Here is a 21,805-nt window from a genome sequence, read left to right on the forward strand (position 1 = left end):
AGAACAGGGAAATGAGTCTGATACATTCGAAAGGGAAGATGAAAAAGAAAACCCACCAAGCGGTGGGTTCTCATGTGTTTAGTTTCAGTCTAAAAACTTAAGATGCTTTAAACGACTCTTTAAAATCGGTTCCAGATGGCGCCTGATACACCTGTAAACCAAACTCCGGAATAATTGCCAGTAAATGATCCATAATATCTGACTGGATATTTTCATACTCTTTCCAGACCGTGGTATTGGTAAAAGCATAAATCTCTAGTGGTAAACCTTCGCTGGTCGGTTGTAGCTGACGCACCATCAGGGACTGGTTTTTGCTAATCCCTGGATGCTGCTGAAGATAAAACTCAACATAGGCACGGAACGTCCCCAAGTTGGTCAGACGACGATGATTGTACTGGGCATGGTTGTTCAGTTGCTGGTTAAACTTTTCCAGTTCTTCTGCCTTGGTATTTAAATACTGATCCAGCAAAATAAATTCTTTCAGCTTGGCCTGTTCCTCAGCGCTCATGAAATGCACGCTGCTCTGATCAATATGAATCGAACGTTTAATCCGGCGCGCACCGGCTTCCTGCATACCGCGCCAGTTTTTAAAGGTGTCGGTAATTAATTTATTGGTCGGAATGGTGGTAATGGTCTTGTCAAAGTTCTGTACCGTGACGGTATGTAATGACATATCAATGACATCACCATCGGCATTTAAAGACGGCATTTCAATCCAGTCCCCTAAACGCACCATGTCATAAGAGGCAATCTGTACCGAAGCCACCAGCGATAAAATCGTATTCTGGAACACCAGCATCAGCACCGCAGCCATGGCACCAAAACCGGCCAGCAAGGTGAATACATCTTTTTTCAGGAAAGTGCCCAGAATCATCAGACCACAGACAATAAAGATAATCAGCTTGACCAGCTGCAAATAGCCCTTAATCGGTTTATTGCGTGACTTGGGATTACGCTGGTAAATCAGATTAAAGATATTCAGCAATTCGCCAATGGCTAGAGCAATGGTCAGGAAGATAAAGGCCTGCGCGCCCATCTGCACAAAGGTGATGGCTTTATCGGACAAATGCGGAACGGTGGTAATCCCGTTCATGATCACAATCGCCGGCACAATATTGGCAATACGGCGGATAACGCTGTGTTCGGCAATAATTTCGTTGTGGGCAAAAGGAAGTTTGGAAATAAGCTTGCGAATGCCGCGTACCACCACTTGCTTGGCAATAAAATTGGCAATAATCGCCAATAAAATCACAATACTGAGAGATGACAGCATTTCTAGCCATGGGTATTGATCTATCCAGTCTTGCAGATTCTGGATGACGTCAAACTGTTCCAAGTGATCCTCGCTTAATTCATTTTAAAAATGTGATAGAGTTTAAAGGTTTATGTTTAAATTTATAACCTCTAATAAAATTTTTATACATATCCTGTGCATCTGCTTACGTTCAATCGGGTCTGAATCACATGAAACAGCCCATAAAAAAACCGGCCCAAGCCGGTTTTCTTTGTAGTGCTTACCACATCAGGTCATCAGGAATGACATAAGCAGCATACGGATCTTCTTCATCGGTGGTATCCGCGTTGCTTTGTGAATTATTCACCAGAATAAAGCCTTCCATTTTCTGGTTAATACGCTCCGCCAACGCTTTTGGCAAGAAGGCATAAGCTTCATTTTCCTTGGCAATCACCAGACTTCCGGCCACCAGTGCATTATAAATCTGCTGGTTGATGTAGACTTTTTTAATGGTGCCATCAATAAACTGATACACGCTGTCGCCATCGGTGTCGCGGATTTTATGCTGGTTGATCATTTGCATGATGGCAGCTTTCAGCTCTTTTTCCTGCAAGGCGGCTTTTTTCTCTTGTTCCAGCGCCTGATCACGGGCCATTTTCTGCTGTTTGTCCTGCTCGATTTTGGCTTTTACTTCAGCATCTTTACTCACACCTGTGCGCTGCTCATGTACCGCCTGTTTAGACAGTTTTTTAGCCTTTTTATTATCGACTAAACCTGCTTTGAGTAACTGTGCCTGTAATGCATTTTTGACCATGAGAAAATGTCCGAACTATTTCTGAAAATGTCGATAACGAAAATAAATCACCCAGTACACCAGACTTAAGCTAAAGCTTAAAGCCACCGGCACCAGGAAAGAGTTTAATTGTAATAAAGGATAAACCGCTGTCGCAACCAGACCGCCAATAAAGAAGCCAATTAAAATCAGCAGGTGCAAAATCACCCGGCGTTTGCCAACATGCAGGCCACGCACGCGATAGCCCAAGGCCAGACCCAAATCGGTCAATACCCCGGATAAATGCGTGGTCCGGATGATGGTGCCTTTGTAATAGCTGATCATGGCATTTTGAACGCCCATCGCTACACAGGCCCAGAGCAGTGCATAACGCGGGAAATACGGCAGTAAAATCCAGCACAGCAGAATAAAAATAGCCACTAAACTCAGCGGCAGCCCATAACGGCGTCCAAGGAGAAAGTGGCTATTTCCCAAGATAAGTCCACTATAAAATGAACCAATCACATAACAGACAACGACCAGAAACAGATAAATTACCTGTGACCATTGCCAGTCTAAAAGTGCCATTGCCAGCATGCTGACATTACCGGTCATGTGGGAAACAGACTGGTGCAATACAGTCACCAGTCCTAGAACATTAATGATTCCTGCATTCACAGAAAGAAAAAATGCACCCAGCTGAACCCAGAGCGGTAATTTTTGAAATGGCATAATTCATTGATTAATCAACAGACGTCGTGCATATATTAACGCAAACTACGATCAACTGCGGCAGTAAATAATACATCGGTAGATGAGTTCAGTGCAGTTTCCGCCGAATCCTGCAACACGCTAATCACCATACCAATGGCCACCACTTGCATGGCGATGTCCGATGAAATTCCGAACAGGCCACATGCCACCGGAATCAGCAGCAATGAACCACCGGCTACACCAGATGCACCACAAGCCGAAACCGTCGCGACCACGGATAAAATCAGCATGGTGCTAAAGTCAACCTGAATGCCTAAAGTATTCACCGCCGCCAGTGACAGCACAGTAATGGTTACAGAAGCACCAGCCATGTTAATCGCAGCACCCAATGGAATGGCGACACTGGCAGTTGATTCCTGTACGCCTAAACGTTTGGCCAAATCAAGGTTCACCGGAATGTTAGCGGCAGAGCTGCGGGTAAAGAAGGCGGTAATACCACTTTCACGTAAACATTTGAATACCAGTGGATATGGATTGGAACGAGTGACAAAGCCCACCATCATCGGGTTAATCACCAGCGCCACAAAAATCATGGTGCCAATCAGCACAGTTAATAATTGCGTATAGCTAACCAAGGTACTCATACCAGATTCGGCAAAAGTCACCGCCACCAGACCAAAAATACCAAACGGCGCAAAGTTAATCACCAGACGGATTACTTTATTCACAGCATCTGCAGCATCGGTCAGGAAGGCTTTGGTATTGTCTGTTGCATGACGGAAGGCCACACCTAAAGCCACAGCCCAGGCCAGAATACCAATAAAGTTGGCTTCACTAATTGCTGTTACCGGGTTAGCCACAAAACTTAAGAGCAGATTCTTTAAAATCTCAGCCAGACTGCCCGGTGGTTGCATGTCGGTATTGGCCGGAATATCCAGGAACAGCGTGCTTGGGAACAGGCTGCTGGCAATTACTGCGGCCAGGGCAGCCAGGAACATACCTGCGGCATACATCAGCATAATCGGGCGGATATGCGCACTATGGCCAACCTTGAAATTGGCAATAGAGGATAACACCAGGACAAACACCAGAATTGGTGCCACGGATTTAAGCGCTTTAATGAATAAATCGCCGAGCAGGCTTAAGTAGGGCGCAAATTGTGGAAAAGCCACCGCAACTATCACACCTAAAATGATAGCGATCAGAATTCGAGTGACTAAGCTCAAGCGCAGAAATGCTGAGAACATAGGAAGGCCTTGTCTGAATTACGGACAATATAGGGGAAAATTAGCGATGTATTTTATACCGAAAATTTAAATAGCTTACAAAAAAAATCATATAAAAATCAAATGGCTGTTTTTAAATAGAATATTCGAAAAATTAAGCCATTCAAAAGTCATGATTTTTTCATATTTTTATGCTTATGCCTGCTTTTTAGGGCGAATAATTGCCTGAAAAGCAGACAGGATCGGCATTTTAGGTGATGTCCGGACTCAGCTCGCGAATGGCCTGATAATGGGTCAGGAAAATTTTACCGCTTAAATGATTCAGTAATTTAGAGCGTTGCAGTTTGTCCATGACCGGGCCTTTAACTTCGGAAAAATGCAGCTGGATATTCAGTTTTCTCAGTTCATTGTCCAGATCTTCCAGCATTTCCAGCGCACTTAAATCAATGGCACTAATACTGGAACCGTTAATTACCACATGCTCCAGTTCCGGTTTCTGGCTGACTGCATTAATCAGGAAACCTTTTAAGGTATTGGAGTTTAAAAAGGTCAGGTCTTCATCAATCCGGATCGACAGCACTTTGGCCGAGGTGATGACCTGATGACGCTGGATATTACGGAAATGCTGGGTGCCTTCGACCAGTCCAATTTCGGCAATATGCGGCCGGCTAATACGCCACAGCAGCAGAATAAAGGTTGAAACAATCCCGATAATCAGCCCGGTAGAAATATCAATAAATAACACGCCGAAGAAGGTAATCCACATCGCCAGACCATCAGCCTTGGAATAACGCCAAGTGTCGATAAACGGTTTTAGCTCGACCAGTTTCCAGATTGACACAATAATGGTTGCCGCCAGTACAGTCAGTGGCAGATCACGGAAAAAACCGGTGAAATACAGACTGACCAGCACAATAAACAAAGATGACAGCACGCCAGCCATAGAGGTTTTGGCGCCAGCATCGGCATTGACCACGGTACGTGATAGGCTGCCGGTCACCGGAAAGGCTGAACTGAGGCCGGCCCCAATATTGGCTGCACCCAAGGCAATGAGTTCCTGATTGCTATTCAGCTGGCTACGTTGCTGCAAGGCGGTGGCCTGGGCAATGGATAATGACTCCACAAAGCTGATCATGGCAATCATCGCGGCGCCGGGTAACAGTTGCAGTACCAGCTCCAGATTCCAGAACGGCATCGACAGCGCCGGGAAACCGGAAGGAATTTCACCGACAGTTTTAATGCCGACCTGTTGCAGATTGAAGAAATAGACCAGGGCAATGGAGACCACCACCAGCACCAGCGGTAAAGATTTAATAATAAATCCGCTGGCCCCGAGGCGCTGTTTGACTGCTTCCAGATTAAAAAACTTCGGCATGAAGACCAAAAACAGAATGGATGCGATACCAAAGATCAGGCTTTCCCAATGCATCAGGCCGATATATTCAAAGACACTCAGCACAAATTCTGGAATATTGTTGGCTTGTAACGGCACATTAAACAGAAACTTTAACTGGCCCAGTGCAATCAGCAGTGCCGAAGCAATAATAAAGCTTTTAATAACCGGATGGCTGATCAGCTGGATCAGGAAGCCAAAGCGCAGCATACCGAGCAATAGGGAAATGACCCCAACCATCAGCGCCAGCAGACAGGCGGCTTGAATATACACCGGAGAGCCGACTTCAAATAAGGGATTTAAAGTGGCAAAGGTCATCATGGAGATGATGGCCACCGGGCCAATCGAAAGCGTAGGACTGCTGCCGAAAAAGGCATAGATGATCATCGGCAGTACACTGGCATACAGTCCCATCACCGGTGGAAGACCAGCCAGCATGGCATAAGCCATACCTTGCGGCACCAGCATCGCAATGACAATTAGCGAGGCCAGCAGGTCAGATTTCAGGGTCACGGTATTATAATGTTTTAACCATTGCCAGGCGGGTAAACGATCGAGCAGGCGTGACTTAAAATCTGACATATAAAAATCTAAATCATAAATTTAGATATATTATGCATAAAAAATGCTAAGAAATCTGCCTATGCAAAATTTATTAAAGTGGGGTAGCCGGGCAATACAGTCGATAGAGCGTGCTGAGAACTTCAACCAGTTTCGGATCTTTAATGGTGTAATAAATCTGTTTACCGTCTCGGCGGGTGTTCACCACATCACTTTTACGCAACATCATCAGCTGTTGCGACAGGGTCGGCTGGCGAATTTGAGTAATTTCCTCAATTTGCGATACATTCAACTCTTGTTGGGAAAGATGGCAAAGAATCAATAGACGGTCGGTATTGGCAAGCGATTTTAAAATCGTCACGACAGTTTCAGCAGAATCACGCATTACGTCTATTTCAAGACCATCACTCATAGTTAATTTCTCTAAAACACGTTGCTGCTAGTATAGAGCGAGTCGGGGCAAAGCGCTGAATAAAAGCGCCAAAACCCCATTTTTTTTGTGAATAAATATATCAAATTAACTGATAAGATCGTGTGATTAGTATCACAATAATATCTGAGAATCTGATACTTTATTTTTTACTATACTCTTTAAACTGTTTGATTTCTTTCTCAGAGAACAGCAGCTTATCTGCAATCTGCTGTTGCAGCTCAGGGGCATACCAGCCCAGATAATCTGATATTTCTGTATCAAATTGTGGTTTCAGTTGTAACTGCTGACCTTGCATCTCCAGCAGTCCAAGCTGTTGTAAACTGCCCATAAAGCTCTTTAACGTGGCACTGTCGAAGTAATAACCACTGTTTAAATTGCCAGATTCTGCCAGCCGTTTAAACACAGTTTTGGCCATTTTTTCCAGCGCTTTTAAATCTAACTGATAGGGCTCGGCATATTCCTGCAATAACTGGCTAATCAGCACAAAGTTGTTCAGGTTGCTGTGTGCCAGCGTTGACAGACTGTGCATTGGATGTGTTGCTTGGAGTTCAAGCAGCTGAATGTTCTCCGACATGTCAATCCAGCCCAGTTGCTGCATGCTGTCGAGAATACGGTCAATCTGTGCAGGAAGTTCTGTGGCCGACCATTTTAAAAACAGCTCCGATTTCAAGAATGGATATAAGCGGCTGACGTGCTGCTTAAGCTGCGCTGTGGTGATCGCCGGCATATCCTGCACGAGCAGGGCAATCAGTGCCGGTAAGCTTAAGCAGTGCAGAATATTATTGCTAAAGTAGCTGAGTAAAATACGCTGACTCTCGGCCACACGAATCCAGGTCTGGTTATCCTGCTGATAATGCTCAACCTGTTTCAGTTTCAGCGCATATTCAATAATTTCCGGTGCCGACAGCTGGGTGATAATCATGCGATCATCATAATGCGTCGCTTTAAGCAGCTCACGATACTGTTCAATCTGGCGCAGTAAATCATCCTGGCTTAAGGCGTGTTGCGGTGCATTCAGCAAGATGGTGGAAATCAGCGAAATCGGGTTAATGACCACCGCTTTATTGATATTTTCCAGAATCTCCCGTGCTGCCTGATCAACCGTGTTGATGACTGGACGTGGCAATTCATCATGAATTGAAAGCTGAATCTGATCGGCCTGATTCTGTTGCAGAATATTGTCCAGGAACACCGGTTCGCCGAAGTTGACATAGACCTGGCCAAATACTTTTTCAATTTTCCGCGCCGAGTTCAAAATGCCCCATAACGATTCAGCTTCTTTGGGCTTGCCATTCAGCTCATTTAAATAAGAGGTGCCTTCCATCAGCTTTTCATAGCCGAAATAGGTCGGAATAAAGGCAATCGGTTTGGTGGCACCACGTAAATGGCTTTGCACCGTCATCGACAGCATGCCTTTTTTCGGTGGCAGCAATAAGCCGGTACGGGAACGGCCACCTTCAATAAAATATTCCAGCGGGGTATTGCGTGACAGCAGGCTGTGCAGATATTCCTTAAATACCGATGTATATAGTGCATTACCACTAAAGGTACGGCGAATAAAATAGGCACCGCCACCACGTAAAATTTGCCCAACCACCGGTAAATTCAGGTTAATGCCGGCAGCAATATGCGGCACCATCAGGCCACGGTTAAAAATCACATAGGACAGCAGCAGATAGTCAATATGACTGCGATGACACGGCGTATAGACAATTTCATAGTCTTTGGCCAGTTCACGCACGGTATCGAAATGATGCACTTCAATCCCGTCATAGAGCTGGGTCCAGAGTTTGGTCAGTGCCAGCTCGGCAAAGCGTAAAGTCGAATAGGAAAAGTCCGATACAATTTCGGTCAGATAGCTTTTGGCACGGTTTTCTGCCTCAAACATGCTGACTTTTTTATCAATACTTTCTTTACGAATCGCCTGTTGCACCGCCTCGGTTTTCATTAGTTTATTGATCAGGTTGCGGCGGTCGGACAGGTCAGGGCCTAAAATGGCTTCTTTATACTGGTTAAAGTTCTGGTCCAGGGTTTGCACCACAAAATGCGCCGGAGAAAAGTTCGGGCGCTCGGTCTGCGCGGTTTCCAGCAAAGCTCTTAACGATACCGGCTTGTGAAACTCAATATAGTTTTCACGGCCATATAAGGAAATATTCAGGGTTTGTTTCAGCTTGTTCGGTTTGGCCCAGGCATCGGCAAACAGCGCTTTAAACCAGGAATCTTCATATTCCGGCGCACGACCCCACAGCACAGTTACCGGTACTAGCTGCACATCCTGATCCGGATGCTGCTGCAAGGCCTCAATTAGACGAATCAGGCGGGCTGAATAATGATAGCTGTCATGCGGATGATCCTGCTCATTCAGTGCCAGCATCGAGTTATCTTCATTGTACTGGCCTAAAATCAGTGGTGAAAACACCGAAGGCAGGCCACGCGCTTGCGCTTCTTTATCAATCAGTACAGTATTACTTAAAGAGGCATCTTGCAGTACATAGCAGATACGGGTATGTAGCTGATTCTGCGCCAGATTCTGTTCCAGTTCGCTGGTGCTGCCCAGGACTTGCGGGGTCACAATCTTATCTAAAATTTTTTGCGTCAGGTTACGATAAAGTCGGCTGTAACTCTTGTTAGACATTGCATTCCCTAAATATTTTCATGGGCCGGATGGGCTGTTTTTACAGTAGAACCTGAGGCCGGTGGGCTGACACGGTCGTCAGTCAAGATCAAAATTGAACTAAGTTTACAGCGATTTATAGGCTGGACTGAATAGATTTCATGGGGTGATCACCTAATTTAACGAAAAACTGGCCGTATTTGTGTGAAACTTATTCAGTTTTTATTGTAACCAATCTTAGAGAAATCGAATTTTAAAATTTAAAGAAGCCTGTATGATAGAAGGTGAGGTAAATGAAAAAAGACTTAAGGAAAACATGATGACAACAGATACAGCTTTTACCGCCCCGGACAATTTGGGGATTGCGGTTTATGCCAACAATGCCGAAGCCATTGGCAATACGCCACTGGTGCGCATTAATCGTGTCATTGGCGGGGGAGCCAATGTATTTGCCAAAGTGGAAAGCCGTAATCCGGCATTTTCCGTCAAGTGCCGGATTGGTGCGGCAATGGTGGCCGATGCAGAACAGCGTGGCGCGCTTAAAGCTGGCATGCATATTGTTGAGCCAACCAGCGGCAACACCGGTATTGCGCTGGCTTTTGTAGCAGCAGCCAAAGGTTATCCGATTACTTTAACCATGCCGGCCAGCATGAGTATTGAACGCCGTAAAGTATTAAAAGCGCTGGGCGCCAATCTGGTATTGACCGAACCAGCCAAAGGCATGAAAGGCGCGATTGAAGAAGCCGAGCGTTTGGTGGCGGAGCAACCGGATGTCTATTTTATGCCGCAGCAGTTTGAAAACCCGGCCAACCCGGACATTCATGAAAAAACCACTGGGGTTGAAATCTGGCAGGCGACTGGCGGTCAGGTCGATATTCTGGTTGCCGGCGTGGGCACAGGCGGTACGCTTACCGGTATTTCGCGTTATTTCGAAAAAGTGCAGAACCAGCCGTTGTATTCGGTGGCGGTTGAGCCGGCAGAATCAGCCATTATTGGTCAGGCCAAACGTGGTGAAGCGATTAGCCCGGCACCACACAAAATTCAGGGTATTGGCGCCAACTTTATTCCTAAAAACCTCGATTTAGACCTGGTTGATGAAGTCATTGCCATTCCAAGCCAGGAAGCAATTGATTTTGCGCGTAAGACAGCAACGCAGGAAGGTATTCTGGTTGGAATTTCCAGTGGTGCCGCAATGGCGGCTGCGGCACAGCTGGCTGCACGTCCGGAAAATGCCGGTAAAAATATTGTGGTGATTTTGCCAGATGGTGGCGAGCGCTATTTATCTTCAGTGCTGTTTGAAGATATTTCTGCCGACTAAGTCTGTCGACTGCAAAAATAGCCATAAAAAAGCTCGCCATCGTTGCGGGCTTTTTTTATTCGGCGTGACCTGAGGGTAGCGGATAAATACAGCGTTGACTGACTGTGGCACTCTCCACCTCGGGCATATCCAGCGTGTCCCATTTTAGCATTTGCTCGGTAAGCCAGACAAAATCCTGTACTTGCGGCTGAGTTGACGATTCATCCACCAAACTGCGAATAATATTCTGAATAAAATAATAGCGCTCGACATGGATCTGTGCGGAGCAAGGGAACTGGATGATGCCGGCCTCATTTAGCATTTGCCAGACCGCTTGTACATCTTCCAGCTGTTGCAATTCGGCTTGCGCGCGCTGAATGGCAGAGGTCATGGCATTTAAGGTATTCGGATGCTGGGCGGCCCATTCTGCGGTTACCGCCAGTACTTTATCGGCCACTTGCGGAATAACCTGCTGACCCGAGAGCAGGATTTTAGAATAGCCTTGTAATTCGGCCTGGGTATTCCAGGGTTCGCCAACACAAAAGCCATCAATCTGCTGCTGGGAAATCGCTTCGACCATATATGGCGGTGGCAGCGTACTGAGCTGAATATTTTTCGCCAGGATCGGGTCGGCCAAGGCCAGCCATTCTCTTAAACAGTAATGATGAATCGAGGCGTGAAACACATGCGCCAGTTGTATCGGGCGTTGCTGATGGGCATTTATCAGTTTTGTGGCGATGTGTGCGGCATCATCTTCCGACTGGATGCCCAGTTCAAAACACAGCGATTGACTCAGGCTGATGTAAGCCTGATTGGTACTTAGCACCAGCGGCGTTTGCAGCGGAATCCCCAGTTGGTCGGTGCCGAGCGCCGCCGCCGGTAACATGGCCGACAGGCAATGCGCGGCATCCATAAAACCAAAGGCCAGCCGGTCTCTTAAACTGGCCCAGGACGGTTCTTTTAGCAGTTCGACATTGAGGCCGGCATCGGCAAAAAAGCCACGCTGTTTGGCCCATAAAATGGCGACGCAGTCGAGCAAAGGAATATAGCCAATCTGAAGTTTGGTTTTTTCTAAGTTATGCATGGCTAATCCTTAAATTGTTTTTGCAGGAGTTGCTGGGCATCGAGCAGGCGCCGTGCCATTTCACCAATGGTCATCCGGTGGCTCATGGCATTTTTGCGTAGCAGGCCAAAGGCATCTTCTTCGCTTAAGGCATGCATCTGCATCAGCAAGACCTTGGCTTTTTCGACATCTTTACGGTCGGCCAGTTTGCCTTTGGTTTCTTCCAGATCGTGCAGCAGCTTTTTGTGTTTTTTAAACTGCTCGATGGAAATTTCCAGAATGCTGTCCAGCTTGGCCGGATCAATCCCATCGACAATATAGGCAGTAACACCGGCATCAATGGCATTTTTGATGGTGTCTTTGTGGCTGTTTTTGGTGAACAGCACGGTCGGTAAATCAAACTGGCTGACGCAGCTTTCAATAATGTCCCGATGCGGATGGTCCATATCCAGCAGAATTACATCGGCATGCAATTGCTGTAAATGGAACATATTGGAATGATTGATAATTAAACAGGCAACCACCTCAAATTCATGCTGAATCAAGGAGGCTTTGATGAACTCTGCGCGCTCGAGATCATCATCAATTAACGCGATTTTCAGTTTTGGCATGCAACTCTCAATAGAGTCTGTACAACGAGTGCTTTTAATAATGCAAAGATGGTGCCAAACCCAAATTTATTGAAATAAAACCTTTAAAATCAAAAATTAAATCTGAACTTAACAGGAAGATGCACTTGCATGAAACAAAACGCACCAAGATAAGGCAGCGAGCTTTAAAAAATAAAACAGGAGGCTGCCAGAACCGTGAAATCGGGAGGTAGACAGCATCTGAATACCTTCACTCAGAATAAATAACCCTCAAAACCCAATAAAAAACAGCAAGCTGCTGAGCTTTTCTAAAAAGTTGGCACACTATCTGCATTATTCCAGCTGAGTCAAAGAAGACTCCCAAAATTTGAAAGACGGCCAACGACGTCCGCTCTGTTCGAATCTGTTATGCAGCTATCCGTATAGCAGGTTAACCCACACGTTCAGTTCAGGTAGGAGATGGTCATGTCTTCAAATTTGCAAGCGAATAAAGCGACAAAAATAAGTCTATTTAACTTTAAAACTTCAGCGATGAGAGCCTTCCATATGAGTTGGCTCGCATTTTTTGTCTGTTTCTTTGCCTGGTTTGCCTGCGCACCGTTAATGCCAGTCATTGCCGGCGAGTTCAACCTAACCAAAGATCAGATCGCCAATATCAATATTGCCGCGGTGGCCATCACCATTCTGGTCCGCTTAATTGTCGGGCCGCTGTGTGATAAATACGGCCCGCGCAAAACCTATACCGCCTTGCTAATTATCGGCAGTATTCCGGTGTTTGGGGTGGCAGCTTCCAACAGTTATGAATCCTTCCTGTTTTTCCGTTTGCTGATTGGCGCCATTGGTGCCAGCTTCGTGATTACCCAATATCACACCAGCATCATGTTTGCACCGAATGTGGTGGGAACAGCCAATGCCACTACAGCAGGCTGGGGCAATGCCGGCGGCGGCGCTACCCAGGCGCTGATGCCTTTGCTGTTATCTGCCTTGGTGATGTTTGGGGTCGAGCAGGCCATGGGTTGGCGTATTGCTTTGCTGGTACCGGGCATCATGATGATTATTGTCGGCATCCTGTACTGGAAACTGACTCAGGACTGTACCCAAGGCAACTTTAAAGAATTACGCGAACAGGGCATTCAGGTCGGCAGCGACAAAAAAGGCGGTATGGCGATTCTGCTGCATGCTGCACGTAACTACCGCGTCTGGATTTTATTTGGTGCCTATGCCGCCTGTTTCGGGATTGAAATCTTTATTCACAACATTGTGGCGATGTATTACGTCGAACACTTCAGCTTTGGCCTGAAAGAAGCTGGCATGGCGGCGGGCATTTTCGGTTTGCTGGCCCTGTTTGCCCGTGCACTGGGCGGCATTGTCTCTGACAAGGTCGCACTAAAAAGTGGTCTGGATGGGCGTACCAAAGTGCTGTTTGCCATGATTTTAATGGAAGGCTTGTTCCTGATTCTGTTCTCGCAAATGAACAGCGCCATGCTGGCCATTTTAGTGATGACCATTTTTGCCCTGTTTACCCACATGGCCTGCGGCGCGACCTATGCACTGGTGCCATTTATTGACCGCGATGCACTGGGCGGCGTGGCCGGCATTATTGGGGCTGGTGGGAACGTCGGTGCAGTCGCTGCAGGCTTCCTGTTAAAAGGCGTACTGGATATTCAGACCTGCCTGATGGTTCTGGGCGGACTGGTGGTGATTGCCGCAAGTTTTGTCCTGATGATTCGCTTCTCGGTGGAGCATAAAGAAAAAGAACAACGCCTGTTCGAACAGGCCATTGTTGAACGCAATAACGCAGCCTAAGCCAACACAGAATATTATTGAGGAGAACTGTATGAAACTTGTCATGATTGGCCACGGTATGGTCGGCCACAAATTTATCGAATCGGTTTTGGAAACTGCGGGCGATGAGGTTGAAATCACCATTTTGGCAGAAGAACCGCGTTTGGCTTATGATCGCGTACATTTAACTGAATACTTCACCGGCAAGTCTGCCAAAGACCTAAGTCTATGCCGCAGTGACTTCGCCGATGCCTATGGCATTGATCTGCGCCTCAATACCAAAGCCACGGATATTGACCCGGTACATAAACTGGTCACCACCAATCAGGGTGATGTGATTGCCTATGACAAACTGGTACTGGCGACGGGCTCTTATGCCTTTGTGCCACCTATTCCGGGCAATGACCGTGAAAACTGCTTTGTTTACCGCACTATTGAAGATCTGGATGCAATTAAAGCCGCTAGTCTGAATGCCAAATCTGGTGTCGTGATTGGTGGCGGTTTACTTGGTCTGGAAGCAGCCAAAGCCTTAAAAGACCTAAATCTGGAAACCCATGTAGTCGAGTTTGCGCCGCGTCTGATGGCGGTGCAGGTTGATGACCTGGGCGGTAAGGTGCTGCGCAGCAAAATTGAAGATCTGGGCGTGAGAGTCCATACCCAGAAAGCCACCTCCTCAATTGAAGATGGCGCGTCGGCCAAGCATGTGATGAAGTTTGGTGATGGCGCTGAACTGGAAACCGATATCATCCTGTTTTCTGCCGGGATTCGTCCACGTGATGAACTGGCGCGCCAAAGCGGACTCAGCATTGGCGAGCGCGGCGGGATTGTGATTAATGATTACTGTCAGACTTCCAATCCGGATATTTATGCGATTGGGGAATGTGCGCTGTGGCAAAACAAGATTTACGGTCTGGTCGCACCGGGCTATGACATGGCTCGAATTGCCGCCAAGCATGTGATGCAGCAAAACCCGAACTGCTTTGCTGGCGCCGACATGAGCACTAAATTAAAGCTGATGGGTGTGGATGTGGCATCTATTGGTGATGCACATGCCATGACTCCAAATTCACTCAGCTATTTTTATGCCGATGAAGATGCACTGATCTACAAGAAAATTGTGGTTAATGCGGAAAAAAAAAGATTGCTGGGTGCGGTGCTGGTTGGCTGTGCCAAAGAATATAACGATCTACTGCAAATGATGCTGAATGGTCTGGCTGTTCCAGAACAGCCAGAAAGCCTGATCATGCCGGGCTTTGCCGAGTCAGGTGCCAAAGCCGGTGGCAGCGGTGTCGATTTGCTGCCAGACAGCGCCACCATCTGTTCCTGTAATAACGTGTCTAAAGCCGATATCTGCCAGGCGATTGAAGCCGGTTCAACTTCACTCGGTGCACTGAAGAAATGTACCCAGGCCGCAACTGCTTGTGGAGGCTGTGCACCTTTAGTGACTCAGGTATTAAAAGCCGAATTGCAGCGTCAAGGGGTGACGGTCAATAACTATCTTTGTGAACACTTTGCCTATTCGCGTCAGGAACTGTATCACCTGGTGCGTGTGAACGAGATCAAGACTTTTGAAGATTTAATCCAGCAACATGGTCACGGTCTGGGCTGTGATATCTGTAAACCAACTGTGGCCAATATTCTGGCCTCCTGCTGGAATGACTTTGTGCTAAAACCAAGTCATGCCGGCCTGCAAGATAGCAATGACTACTATCTGGGCAATATCCAGAAAGATGGTTCTTATTCGGTGGTCCCACGAATGGCCGGTGGTGAAGTGACTCCAGATGGCCTGATTGCCATTGGCCAGATTGCCAAGGAATACGGCCTGTACACCAAACTGACCGGTGGTCAGCGCGTGGATATGTTTGGGGCGCAGGTACATCAGTTACCGGAAATCTGGCAAAAACTGATTGATGCCGGTTTTGAATCGGGTCATGCCTATGGCAAGTCACTGCGTACCGTAAAATCTTGCGTGGGTAGCACCTGGTGCCGTTATGGCGTGGATGATTCAGTTGGCTTGGCGATTTTCCTGGAAAACCGTTACAAAGGCCTGCGCTCTCCACACAAACTGAAAATGGCCGTATCGGGCTGTACCCGTGAATGTGCCGAAGCACAAAGTAAAGATGTGGGCGTGATTGCCACTGAAAAAGGCTGGAACCTGTATGTTTGCGGTAATGGTGGCATGAAACCGCGTCATGCCGAGCTGCTGGCTTCCGATCTGGATACCAGCACCTTAATCAAATACATCGACCGCTTCTTTATGTTCTACATTCAAACCGCAGACCGTTTACAACGTACTTCGGTTTGGCGCGACAACCTGGAGGGCGGGCTGGATTATCTGAAAGACGTGATTGTGCACGATTCCTTAGGTCTGGCCGAAGAACTAGAACGCCGCATGCAGCATGTGGTGGGTACTTATCAGGATGAATGGCGCACCGCGATTGAAGATCCGGAAGTACGCAAACGCTTTAAAACCTTTATCAATGCCAAAGCCGAGCAGCACGATCCGCACATCCAGTTTGCCACCGAGCGTGGGCAGATTCGCCCGAAAACGGCAGCCGAGCGTGATGAAAGCCGGATTCCGGTGATGCAGGCATAACCTTCAAGATCAAGACGCATCTTCTAAAGCAAATCCGCCAGAAAAACCAAATGGGATATGCAGCAGAAGATGCCAAAGCACAGGATAACGATGATGACAATTTTAAAAGATATGAATGAATTGGATTGGGTAGAGGTCTGTCATCTGGAGGAGATTACACCACATACCGGCGTGGCAGCCTTGGTGGAAGGCCAGCAGATTGCAATTTTCCGTGTGGGGCAGGAACAGCGTGTTTATGCCCTGAGTAATCAGGACCCGTTTAGCGGCGCCAATGTGATGTCGCGCGGCATTCTGGGTGATTTGCAAGGTGAGCGTGTGGTGGCATCACCAATCTATAAACAGCATTTCAGTCTGGCCACCGGCCGCTGTCTGGAAGATAAAGACCAGAAATTACTGGTGTTTCCAAGCAAAATTGAACAGGGCCGGGTTTTTGTCAGTCCGACCGCACAAAAAACCTATATCACCAATAATGGCGTGCAACAGGAAAAAATGAAGCTGGTGCTGGTGGGTAATGGTCTGGCGGGCATGCGCTGTCTGGAAGATTTGCTGGATATGGCACCTGATCGTTACGAGATTACCGTGATTGGCGAAGAACCGTGGGGCAACTACAACCGGATTATGCTGTCCCCGGTCTTGGCCGGTGATAAAACGGTGGACGATATCATGCTGCATCCGCATGCCTGGTATGCCGAAAAAGGTATTCAGCTGATTGCCGGTGATGCTGCGGTGAAAATTGATCGTCCACGCAAGCAAGTCTTCACCCAGTCGGGGCAGGTGGTGAATTATGACCGGCTGATTTTAGCCACTGGCTCGCAGCCCTTTATTCCACCAATTCCGGGCACAGAGCTGGACGGTGTGCTCAGCTTCCGCGATATCTATGATGTGAACCGGATGCTGGAATATTGCGAACAGAAACGAAATGCTGTGGTTATTGGTGGTGGTTTACTTGGACTTGAAGCGGCCTATGGTTTGAAACAGCGTGGCATGAACGTTACCGTGCTGCATCTGATGGACCGTATTATGGATCGTCAGCTGGATAGCAAAGCCAGCTTAATGTTGAAAAACAGTATTGAAGAAAAAGGTATTCGTATCCTGACCGAAGCCAATACCGAAATGCTGCTTGGTGAAAATGGCCATGTCACACAAGTCCGGCTAAACGATGGCACGCTGCTCGATGCCGATCTGGTGGTGTTTGCGGTGGGAATCCGTCCGAATATTGCACTGGCGCAAAGTGCCGGCCTGCGCTGTCAGCGTGGGGTGCTGGTCAATGACACCATGCAAAGTTATGACCCGAGTATTTATGCAGTCGGTGAGTGTATCGAACACCGTGGTCAAACTTTTGGTCTGGTAGAGCCACTGTGGGGACAGGCCTTCATTTGTGCCTCGCATCTAGCAGAGCACGGCAGCCTGACCTTTAAGGCACCTACTGTTCCGACCCAGCTCAAAGTCAGTGGTTGTGATGTGTTCTCGGCCGGTAATTTTGAACCGGAAGATGATTTTGAAGACATTGTCCTGAAGGATGAAAAACGTCAGATTTATAAACGTATCATCATCCAGAAAGACAAAGTCATTGGTGCAGTACTGTTTGGCGATACCGAAGATGGCGCCTGGTATGCCGAGCTGATTGCAGATCAGACCCCAATTCATCAAATCCGCAACAAACTGCTGTTTGGTAAAGATTTTGCATTAAAGAAAGCGGGGTAATTAGATCTCTGTAATTAGTACTTCATAAGAAGGATGTCATAGCCTCAAATGGAGTGCTAAAACAACTGTTTACGTGTAGGCACTCCCTTACTTTTGAAAGATCAAAAGTAACAATAATCTTAGATTCCCATACATTACGTCCTGTAATGATGGGAATCGGTGGCATCCATGCCACCTCACGATAGTGAATGCTTACACAAATTTCGTATTTCAAATAAAGCCAAGATAAAAATCGGAATTACGTGAATTTAGATAATTAAGGAGCACAGCAGCAATGAATAGTATCCCAGTGGTGGAACTGCATAGCTCCACAGAATTAAAAACGATGACTACGCAAACCACCTGTCCTTATTGTGGGGTTGGTTGTGGGGTTAAGGCCCATGTCAGCCATTCACCACAGGGCGTGCAGGTGAAAGTCGAAGGCGATGTGCAGCATCCAGCCAACTTTGGCAAACTGTGTATTAAAGGCAGCAATCTGGCCGATACCTTGGGGCTAGAGACACGGGTATTAACCCCAATGCTGGGCCGCAAGGACAACCGTCAGCCAACCGACTGGCACACTGCCACCACCAAAATTGCGCAAAAATTCCAGCACTGTATCGAGCAGTATGGCCCGGAAAGTATTGCTTTTTATGTTTCGGGGCAATTGCTGACCGAAGACTATTATGTGGTCAATAAATTCGTCAAAGGCTATCTGGGCACGGCCAATATTGATACCAACTCGCGGCTGTGTATGTCCTCTGCGGTGGCGGCGCATAAACGGGCCTTTGGTGAAGATCTGGTGCCTGCTAGCTATGCAGATTTTGAACAGACCGAGATGGTGGTGCTGGTCGGTTCCAATACTGCCTGGTGCCATCCGGTTCTGTATCAGCGCATGATGCAGGCCAAAGAACAGCGCAATCTGTTTGTGGTGGTGGTCGACCCACGCTTTACCGCAACCTGTGAAGCGGCCGATTTACATTTGCCGATTATGCTCGGGCAAGATGTTGCATTATTTAACGGCTTGCTGCAGTACTTACAGCAAAATGGTCATCAGGACCACAGTTTTACCGCTGCCTATACCGAAGGCTTGCAGCAGGCGCTAGAAGCCAGTGCGGCAGAGCAGCAGCTGGAAAATGTGGCAGTGCGTACGGGGATTTCTGCCGAGAAATTACAGCTGTTTTTTGAAAAGTTTGCCCAGACTGACAAAGTCATGACCCTGTTTTCGATGGGGGTGAACCAGTCTTCACAAGGCGTGAATAAAGCCAATAGTATTATTAATTGTCATCTGTTAACAGGCAAAATTGGCAAGCCGGGCGCAGCACCGTTTTCCATGACCGGACAACCGAATGCCATGGGCGGCCGTGAAGTGGGTGGACTGGCCAATATGCTGGCCGCGCATCTGGATCTGGATCAGCCGGCCCATCAGCAGCTGGTACAACAGTTCTGGAACAGTCCAAAAATTGCCATCCAAGCGGGGTTAAAAGCGGTCGATCTGTTTGAAGCGGTAGAAGCCGGGAAAATCAAGGCACTGTGGATTATGGCCACCAATCCGGTGGTGAGTTTACCCAATGCCGATCAGGTCAAACGCGCCTTGGCGCAGTGTGATTTTGTGGTGGTGTCGGATATCTGTCAGGATACCGATAGCACCGCCTATGCCGATATTTTATTACCGGCTTTGGGTTGGGGCGAAAAAGAGGGCAGTGTTACCAATTCCGAACGGCGCATTTCCAGACAGCGTGCCTTTTTGCCCGCACCGGGTCAGGCCAAGGCCGACTGGTGGGCGATCAGTCAGGTAGCCAAGGCTATGGGCTTTCACGGTTTCGATTATCAGCATGTGCATGAGATTTTTCTGGAACATGCGGCTTTATCGGCCTGTGAAAATGGTCCGGTGACACAGCGTCAGGACTATCCGCTATTTCGCTACTTTAATTTAAGCGGTCTGAGCCAGCTAAGCCTGCAACAGTATGAACAGCTACAGCCGCTGCAATGGCCAGTATTAACACCTCAGCAGAATTCACCGGTGGAACAGCTGTTTACCCAGGGGCAGTTTAGCTTTCCGAATGGCAAAGCCCGTTTTATTGCCACTCCGGCCATCGACCCGGTGCATGGCGCTTGTGACGATTATCCTCTCATTCTGAATACCGGCCGGATTCGTGACCAGTGGCACACCATGAGCCGTACCGGTTTATCGGCCAATTTAAGCACTCACAAAGCCGAGCCCTATTGTGAAATTCATCCGAATGATGCGCTGAAAGATGGGGAACTGGTGGAGCTGAAATCCCGCTGGGGCAGCTGTGTATTGCGGGTTGAAGTCTCGACTGGTATTCGTCGTGGTCAGCTGTTTGCGCCTATTCACTGGAATGATCAGGTCGCTTCCGATGCGCGAATTGGAAAAGTGGTCAATCCGGTGGTGGATGTCATTTCTGGTGAACCGGAATTTAAACATACCCCGGTCAGCATCCAGCCATTTTATACCGACTGGCAGGGGGTGTTGTATATTCGCCATGGGCATGAAGCGGCAGTTCAGATTACTTTGGCGCAGGTAGCGTGGTGGAGCAAGATTCAGACCGCCAAAGCGGTTCGTTATGAACTGGCCGACCGGAAAAAATTTAAACATACCGCCGCACAGATTAAACAGCTGCTACAACTGGAAGATAGCTGCTTTGAATGGCTGCAGCTGGAAGATCCATCGGCATTCATCAGCCATAGTGTGGTGTTACAGGACGGGATTTTAATCGCCAGTCTGTATATTGCGCCCAACGCTTTATTGCCCGATCGGGACTGGGTCGCCAGCCTGTTTAAACGTGAGCGTTTAAGTGCCACGCATCGTAAAGCCTTGCTGGCCGGACAGGCCATGTCGGTACAGAACAATGAAGGACCGCTGGTATGTAGCTGCTTTAAAGTCGGCAAAAACCGCATCATCCAGACCATTCGGGAGCAGCAGTTAAGCCATGAAAAACAGGTCACGGCCTGTTTAAAAGCTGGCGGCAATTGCGGTTCATGTTTACCGGAAATTCGTGGCCTGATTAAAGCCTGTCAGATGGAGGAAATGCCATGAATCGCAACTATGCCACCATTCAGATGGATTATCCTGCCACGGATCTGGTCATTCTGGCGGGCGGACAAGCCCGCCGCATGAATGGCATGAACAAGCTGCTACAAAAGTTTGATGATGATATCCAGCTGCTCAAAATCCAGCGGCGCTTTAAAACGGAAATTCAGCAATTGTGGATCAATAGCCATCGCGATCGTTCTATTTATGCCAGATTGCTGCCGCATCTGCAGTGTTATCATGATGATGAAGGCGGTTTTCTAGGCCCGTTGATGGGCATGAAAAGCGCCTGGGGCCATGTGCAGGCCAACTATGTGCTGTTTGTTCCCTGTGATGTGACCTATATTCCGCCCGATGTGCTGCCACGGTTGCATCAGCGTCTGGCCAGACAGCCGCAGGCCGACGTGGCCTATGTGATGATGAACGGGCAGGCGCTGTATCCATTTTGTCTGATGAAACGCAGCAGTTTGCCCACACTTCGCGCGCATCTTGCACAACATCAGTGCAGTTTAAAGCATTGTTTCGCAGAAATGCATGCTCAGGTGGCAAAATTTAAAAATCGTGCGCTATTTTTTCACAGTATTAACTCGCTGGATGAACTGCAACAGTATCGTCAGCTGAAATTTCTTTAAAAATCATCTCATTTCTTCGCTTCTAACATGTGCTGGGCAGAATTTAAACACTCTCTTTATCAAAAGCCCAAAGTTGGAACATTAATTGCAAATTCAAGCCTAAAGCGCGGCATGTGATCCGTGCAAACCTATTGCCTATTGCACAGCCATGAAGCAA

At 47.7% G+C, this 21,805-nt stretch carries 15 protein-coding genes; 6 read left to right on the top strand and 9 right to left on the bottom strand.

What is annotated here, in order from left to right:
* Positions 1-97 precede the first annotated feature (97 nt).
* From FTT63_RS05020 to plsB, 7 genes are all read right to left on the bottom strand, one after another.
* A complete protein-coding gene (locus FTT63_RS05020; protein ID WP_016658089.1) occupies positions 98-1,336 on the bottom strand; it encodes a mechanosensitive ion channel family protein in 1,239 nt (412 codons plus the stop codon).
* Between the two features lie 178 nt (positions 1,337-1,514).
* Positions 1,515-2,048 (bottom strand): DUF2058 domain-containing protein, encoded by a 534-nt coding sequence (locus FTT63_RS05025; protein ID WP_016658090.1) that lies wholly within the window; start codon positions 2,046-2,048, stop codon positions 1,515-1,517.
* 15 nt (positions 2,049-2,063) lie between these two features.
* A complete protein-coding gene (locus FTT63_RS05030) occupies positions 2,064-2,738 on the bottom strand; it encodes a YoaK family protein (RefSeq protein ID WP_005178167.1) in 675 nt (224 codons plus the stop codon).
* A 35-nt stretch (positions 2,739-2,773) separates the two neighbouring features.
* Positions 2,774-3,967, bottom strand: coding sequence for a serine/threonine transporter SstT (gene sstT, locus FTT63_RS05035; RefSeq protein WP_180192041.1), 1,194 nt, complete (start codon positions 3,965-3,967; stop codon positions 2,774-2,776).
* A 229-nt stretch (positions 3,968-4,196) separates the two neighbouring features.
* Positions 4,197-5,921 carry a SulP family inorganic anion transporter gene (locus tag FTT63_RS05040; protein ID WP_104471368.1) on the bottom strand — a complete coding sequence of 575 codons (1,725 nt, stop codon included), beginning with the start codon at positions 5,919-5,921 and terminating at the stop codon, positions 4,197-4,199.
* Between the two features lie 73 nt (positions 5,922-5,994).
* A complete protein-coding gene (locus FTT63_RS05045; RefSeq protein ID WP_005178157.1) occupies positions 5,995-6,312 on the bottom strand; it encodes a helix-turn-helix transcriptional regulator in 318 nt (105 codons plus the stop codon).
* Positions 6,313-6,472: 160 nt separating this feature from the next.
* A complete protein-coding gene (plsB, locus tag FTT63_RS05050) occupies positions 6,473-8,968 on the bottom strand; it encodes a glycerol-3-phosphate 1-O-acyltransferase PlsB (protein ID WP_180192042.1) in 2,496 nt (831 codons plus the stop codon).
* A gap of 298 nt (positions 8,969-9,266) precedes the next feature.
* Here plsB and cysK point away from each other — a divergent pair, with 298 nt between their 5' ends.
* Positions 9,267-10,265 (top strand): cysteine synthase A, encoded by a 999-nt coding sequence (gene cysK / locus FTT63_RS05055; RefSeq protein ID WP_016658093.1) that lies wholly within the window; start codon positions 9,267-9,269, stop codon positions 10,263-10,265.
* A 55-nt stretch (positions 10,266-10,320) separates the two neighbouring features.
* Here the strand turns inward: cysK and FTT63_RS05060 are convergent, their stop codons facing one another.
* A complete protein-coding gene (locus FTT63_RS05060; RefSeq protein WP_180192043.1) occupies positions 10,321-11,328 on the bottom strand; it encodes an ABC transporter substrate-binding protein in 1,008 nt (335 codons plus the stop codon).
* A 2-nt stretch (positions 11,329-11,330) separates the two neighbouring features.
* Positions 11,331-11,918, bottom strand: a complete 588-nt coding sequence (locus FTT63_RS05065) for an ANTAR domain-containing response regulator (protein WP_180036371.1) — start codon at positions 11,916-11,918, stop codon at positions 11,331-11,333.
* A gap of 444 nt (positions 11,919-12,362) precedes the next feature.
* Between FTT63_RS05065 and FTT63_RS05070 the strand changes: the two genes are divergently transcribed.
* The 5 genes from FTT63_RS05070 (at position 12,363) to FTT63_RS05090 (ending at position 21,648) form a co-directional block, all read left to right on the top strand.
* Positions 12,363-13,703, top strand: coding sequence for an MFS transporter (locus tag FTT63_RS05070; protein ID WP_005178146.1), 1,341 nt, complete (start codon positions 12,363-12,365; stop codon positions 13,701-13,703).
* Between the two features lie 31 nt (positions 13,704-13,734).
* Positions 13,735-16,278 carry a nitrite reductase large subunit NirB gene (gene nirB / locus FTT63_RS05075; RefSeq protein WP_194088143.1) on the top strand — a complete coding sequence of 848 codons (2,544 nt, stop codon included), beginning with the start codon at positions 13,735-13,737 and terminating at the stop codon, positions 16,276-16,278.
* Between the two features lie 93 nt (positions 16,279-16,371).
* Positions 16,372-17,982 (top strand): nitrite reductase small subunit NirD, encoded by a 1,611-nt coding sequence (gene nirD / locus FTT63_RS05080; protein ID WP_168389978.1) that lies wholly within the window; start codon positions 16,372-16,374, stop codon positions 17,980-17,982.
* A gap of 274 nt (positions 17,983-18,256) precedes the next feature.
* Positions 18,257-21,022 (top strand): nitrate reductase, encoded by a 2,766-nt coding sequence (locus FTT63_RS05085; protein ID WP_180192044.1) that lies wholly within the window; start codon positions 18,257-18,259, stop codon positions 21,020-21,022.
* The gene (locus FTT63_RS05090) at positions 21,019-21,648 is read left to right on the top strand and encodes a molybdenum cofactor guanylyltransferase (protein ID WP_180192045.1); all 630 of its coding nucleotides are present in this window, start codon (positions 21,019-21,021) and stop codon (positions 21,646-21,648) included. The genes FTT63_RS05085 and FTT63_RS05090 overlap by 4 nt, the downstream gene beginning before the upstream one ends.
* Positions 21,649-21,805: the final 157 nt, after the last annotated feature.

Source organism: Acinetobacter sp. C15 (genome assembly GCF_013420645.1).
GTDB lineage: Bacteria > Pseudomonadota > Gammaproteobacteria > Pseudomonadales > Moraxellaceae > Acinetobacter > Acinetobacter indicus.

Excerpts from the sequence above, each read along its gene's own strand:
- FTT63_RS05025 (WP_016658090.1), bottom strand. The coding sequence starts at position 2,048 with ATGGTCAAAAATGCATTACAGGCACAGTTACTCAAAGCAGGTTTAGTC.
- FTT63_RS05030 (WP_005178167.1), bottom strand. The coding sequence starts at position 2,738 with ATGCCATTTCAAAAATTACCGCTCTGGGTTCAGCTGGGTGCATTTTTT.
- sstT (WP_180192041.1), bottom strand. The coding sequence starts at position 3,967 with ATGTTCTCAGCATTTCTGCGCTTGAGCTTAGTCACTCGAATTCTGATC.
- FTT63_RS05040 (WP_104471368.1), bottom strand. The coding sequence starts at position 5,921 with ATGTCAGATTTTAAGTCACGCCTGCTCGATCGTTTACCCGCCTGGCAA.
- FTT63_RS05045 (WP_005178157.1), bottom strand. The coding sequence starts at position 6,312 with ATGAGTGATGGTCTTGAAATAGACGTAATGCGTGATTCTGCTGAAACT.
- plsB (WP_180192042.1), bottom strand. The coding sequence starts at position 8,968 with ATGTCTAACAAGAGTTACAGCCGACTTTATCGTAACCTGACGCAAAAA.
- cysK (WP_016658093.1), top strand. The coding sequence starts at position 9,267 with ATGACAACAGATACAGCTTTTACCGCCCCGGACAATTTGGGGATTGCG.
- FTT63_RS05060 (WP_180192043.1), bottom strand. The coding sequence starts at position 11,328 with ATGCATAACTTAGAAAAAACCAAACTTCAGATTGGCTATATTCCTTTG.
- FTT63_RS05065 (WP_180036371.1), bottom strand. The coding sequence starts at position 11,918 with ATGCCAAAACTGAAAATCGCGTTAATTGATGATGATCTCGAGCGCGCA.
- FTT63_RS05070 (WP_005178146.1), top strand. The coding sequence starts at position 12,363 with ATGTCTTCAAATTTGCAAGCGAATAAAGCGACAAAAATAAGTCTATTT.
- nirB (WP_194088143.1), top strand. The coding sequence starts at position 13,735 with ATGAAACTTGTCATGATTGGCCACGGTATGGTCGGCCACAAATTTATC.
- nirD (WP_168389978.1), top strand. The coding sequence starts at position 16,372 with ATGACAATTTTAAAAGATATGAATGAATTGGATTGGGTAGAGGTCTGT.
- FTT63_RS05085 (WP_180192044.1), top strand. The coding sequence starts at position 18,257 with ATGAATAGTATCCCAGTGGTGGAACTGCATAGCTCCACAGAATTAAAA.
- FTT63_RS05090 (WP_180192045.1), top strand. The coding sequence starts at position 21,019 with ATGAATCGCAACTATGCCACCATTCAGATGGATTATCCTGCCACGGAT.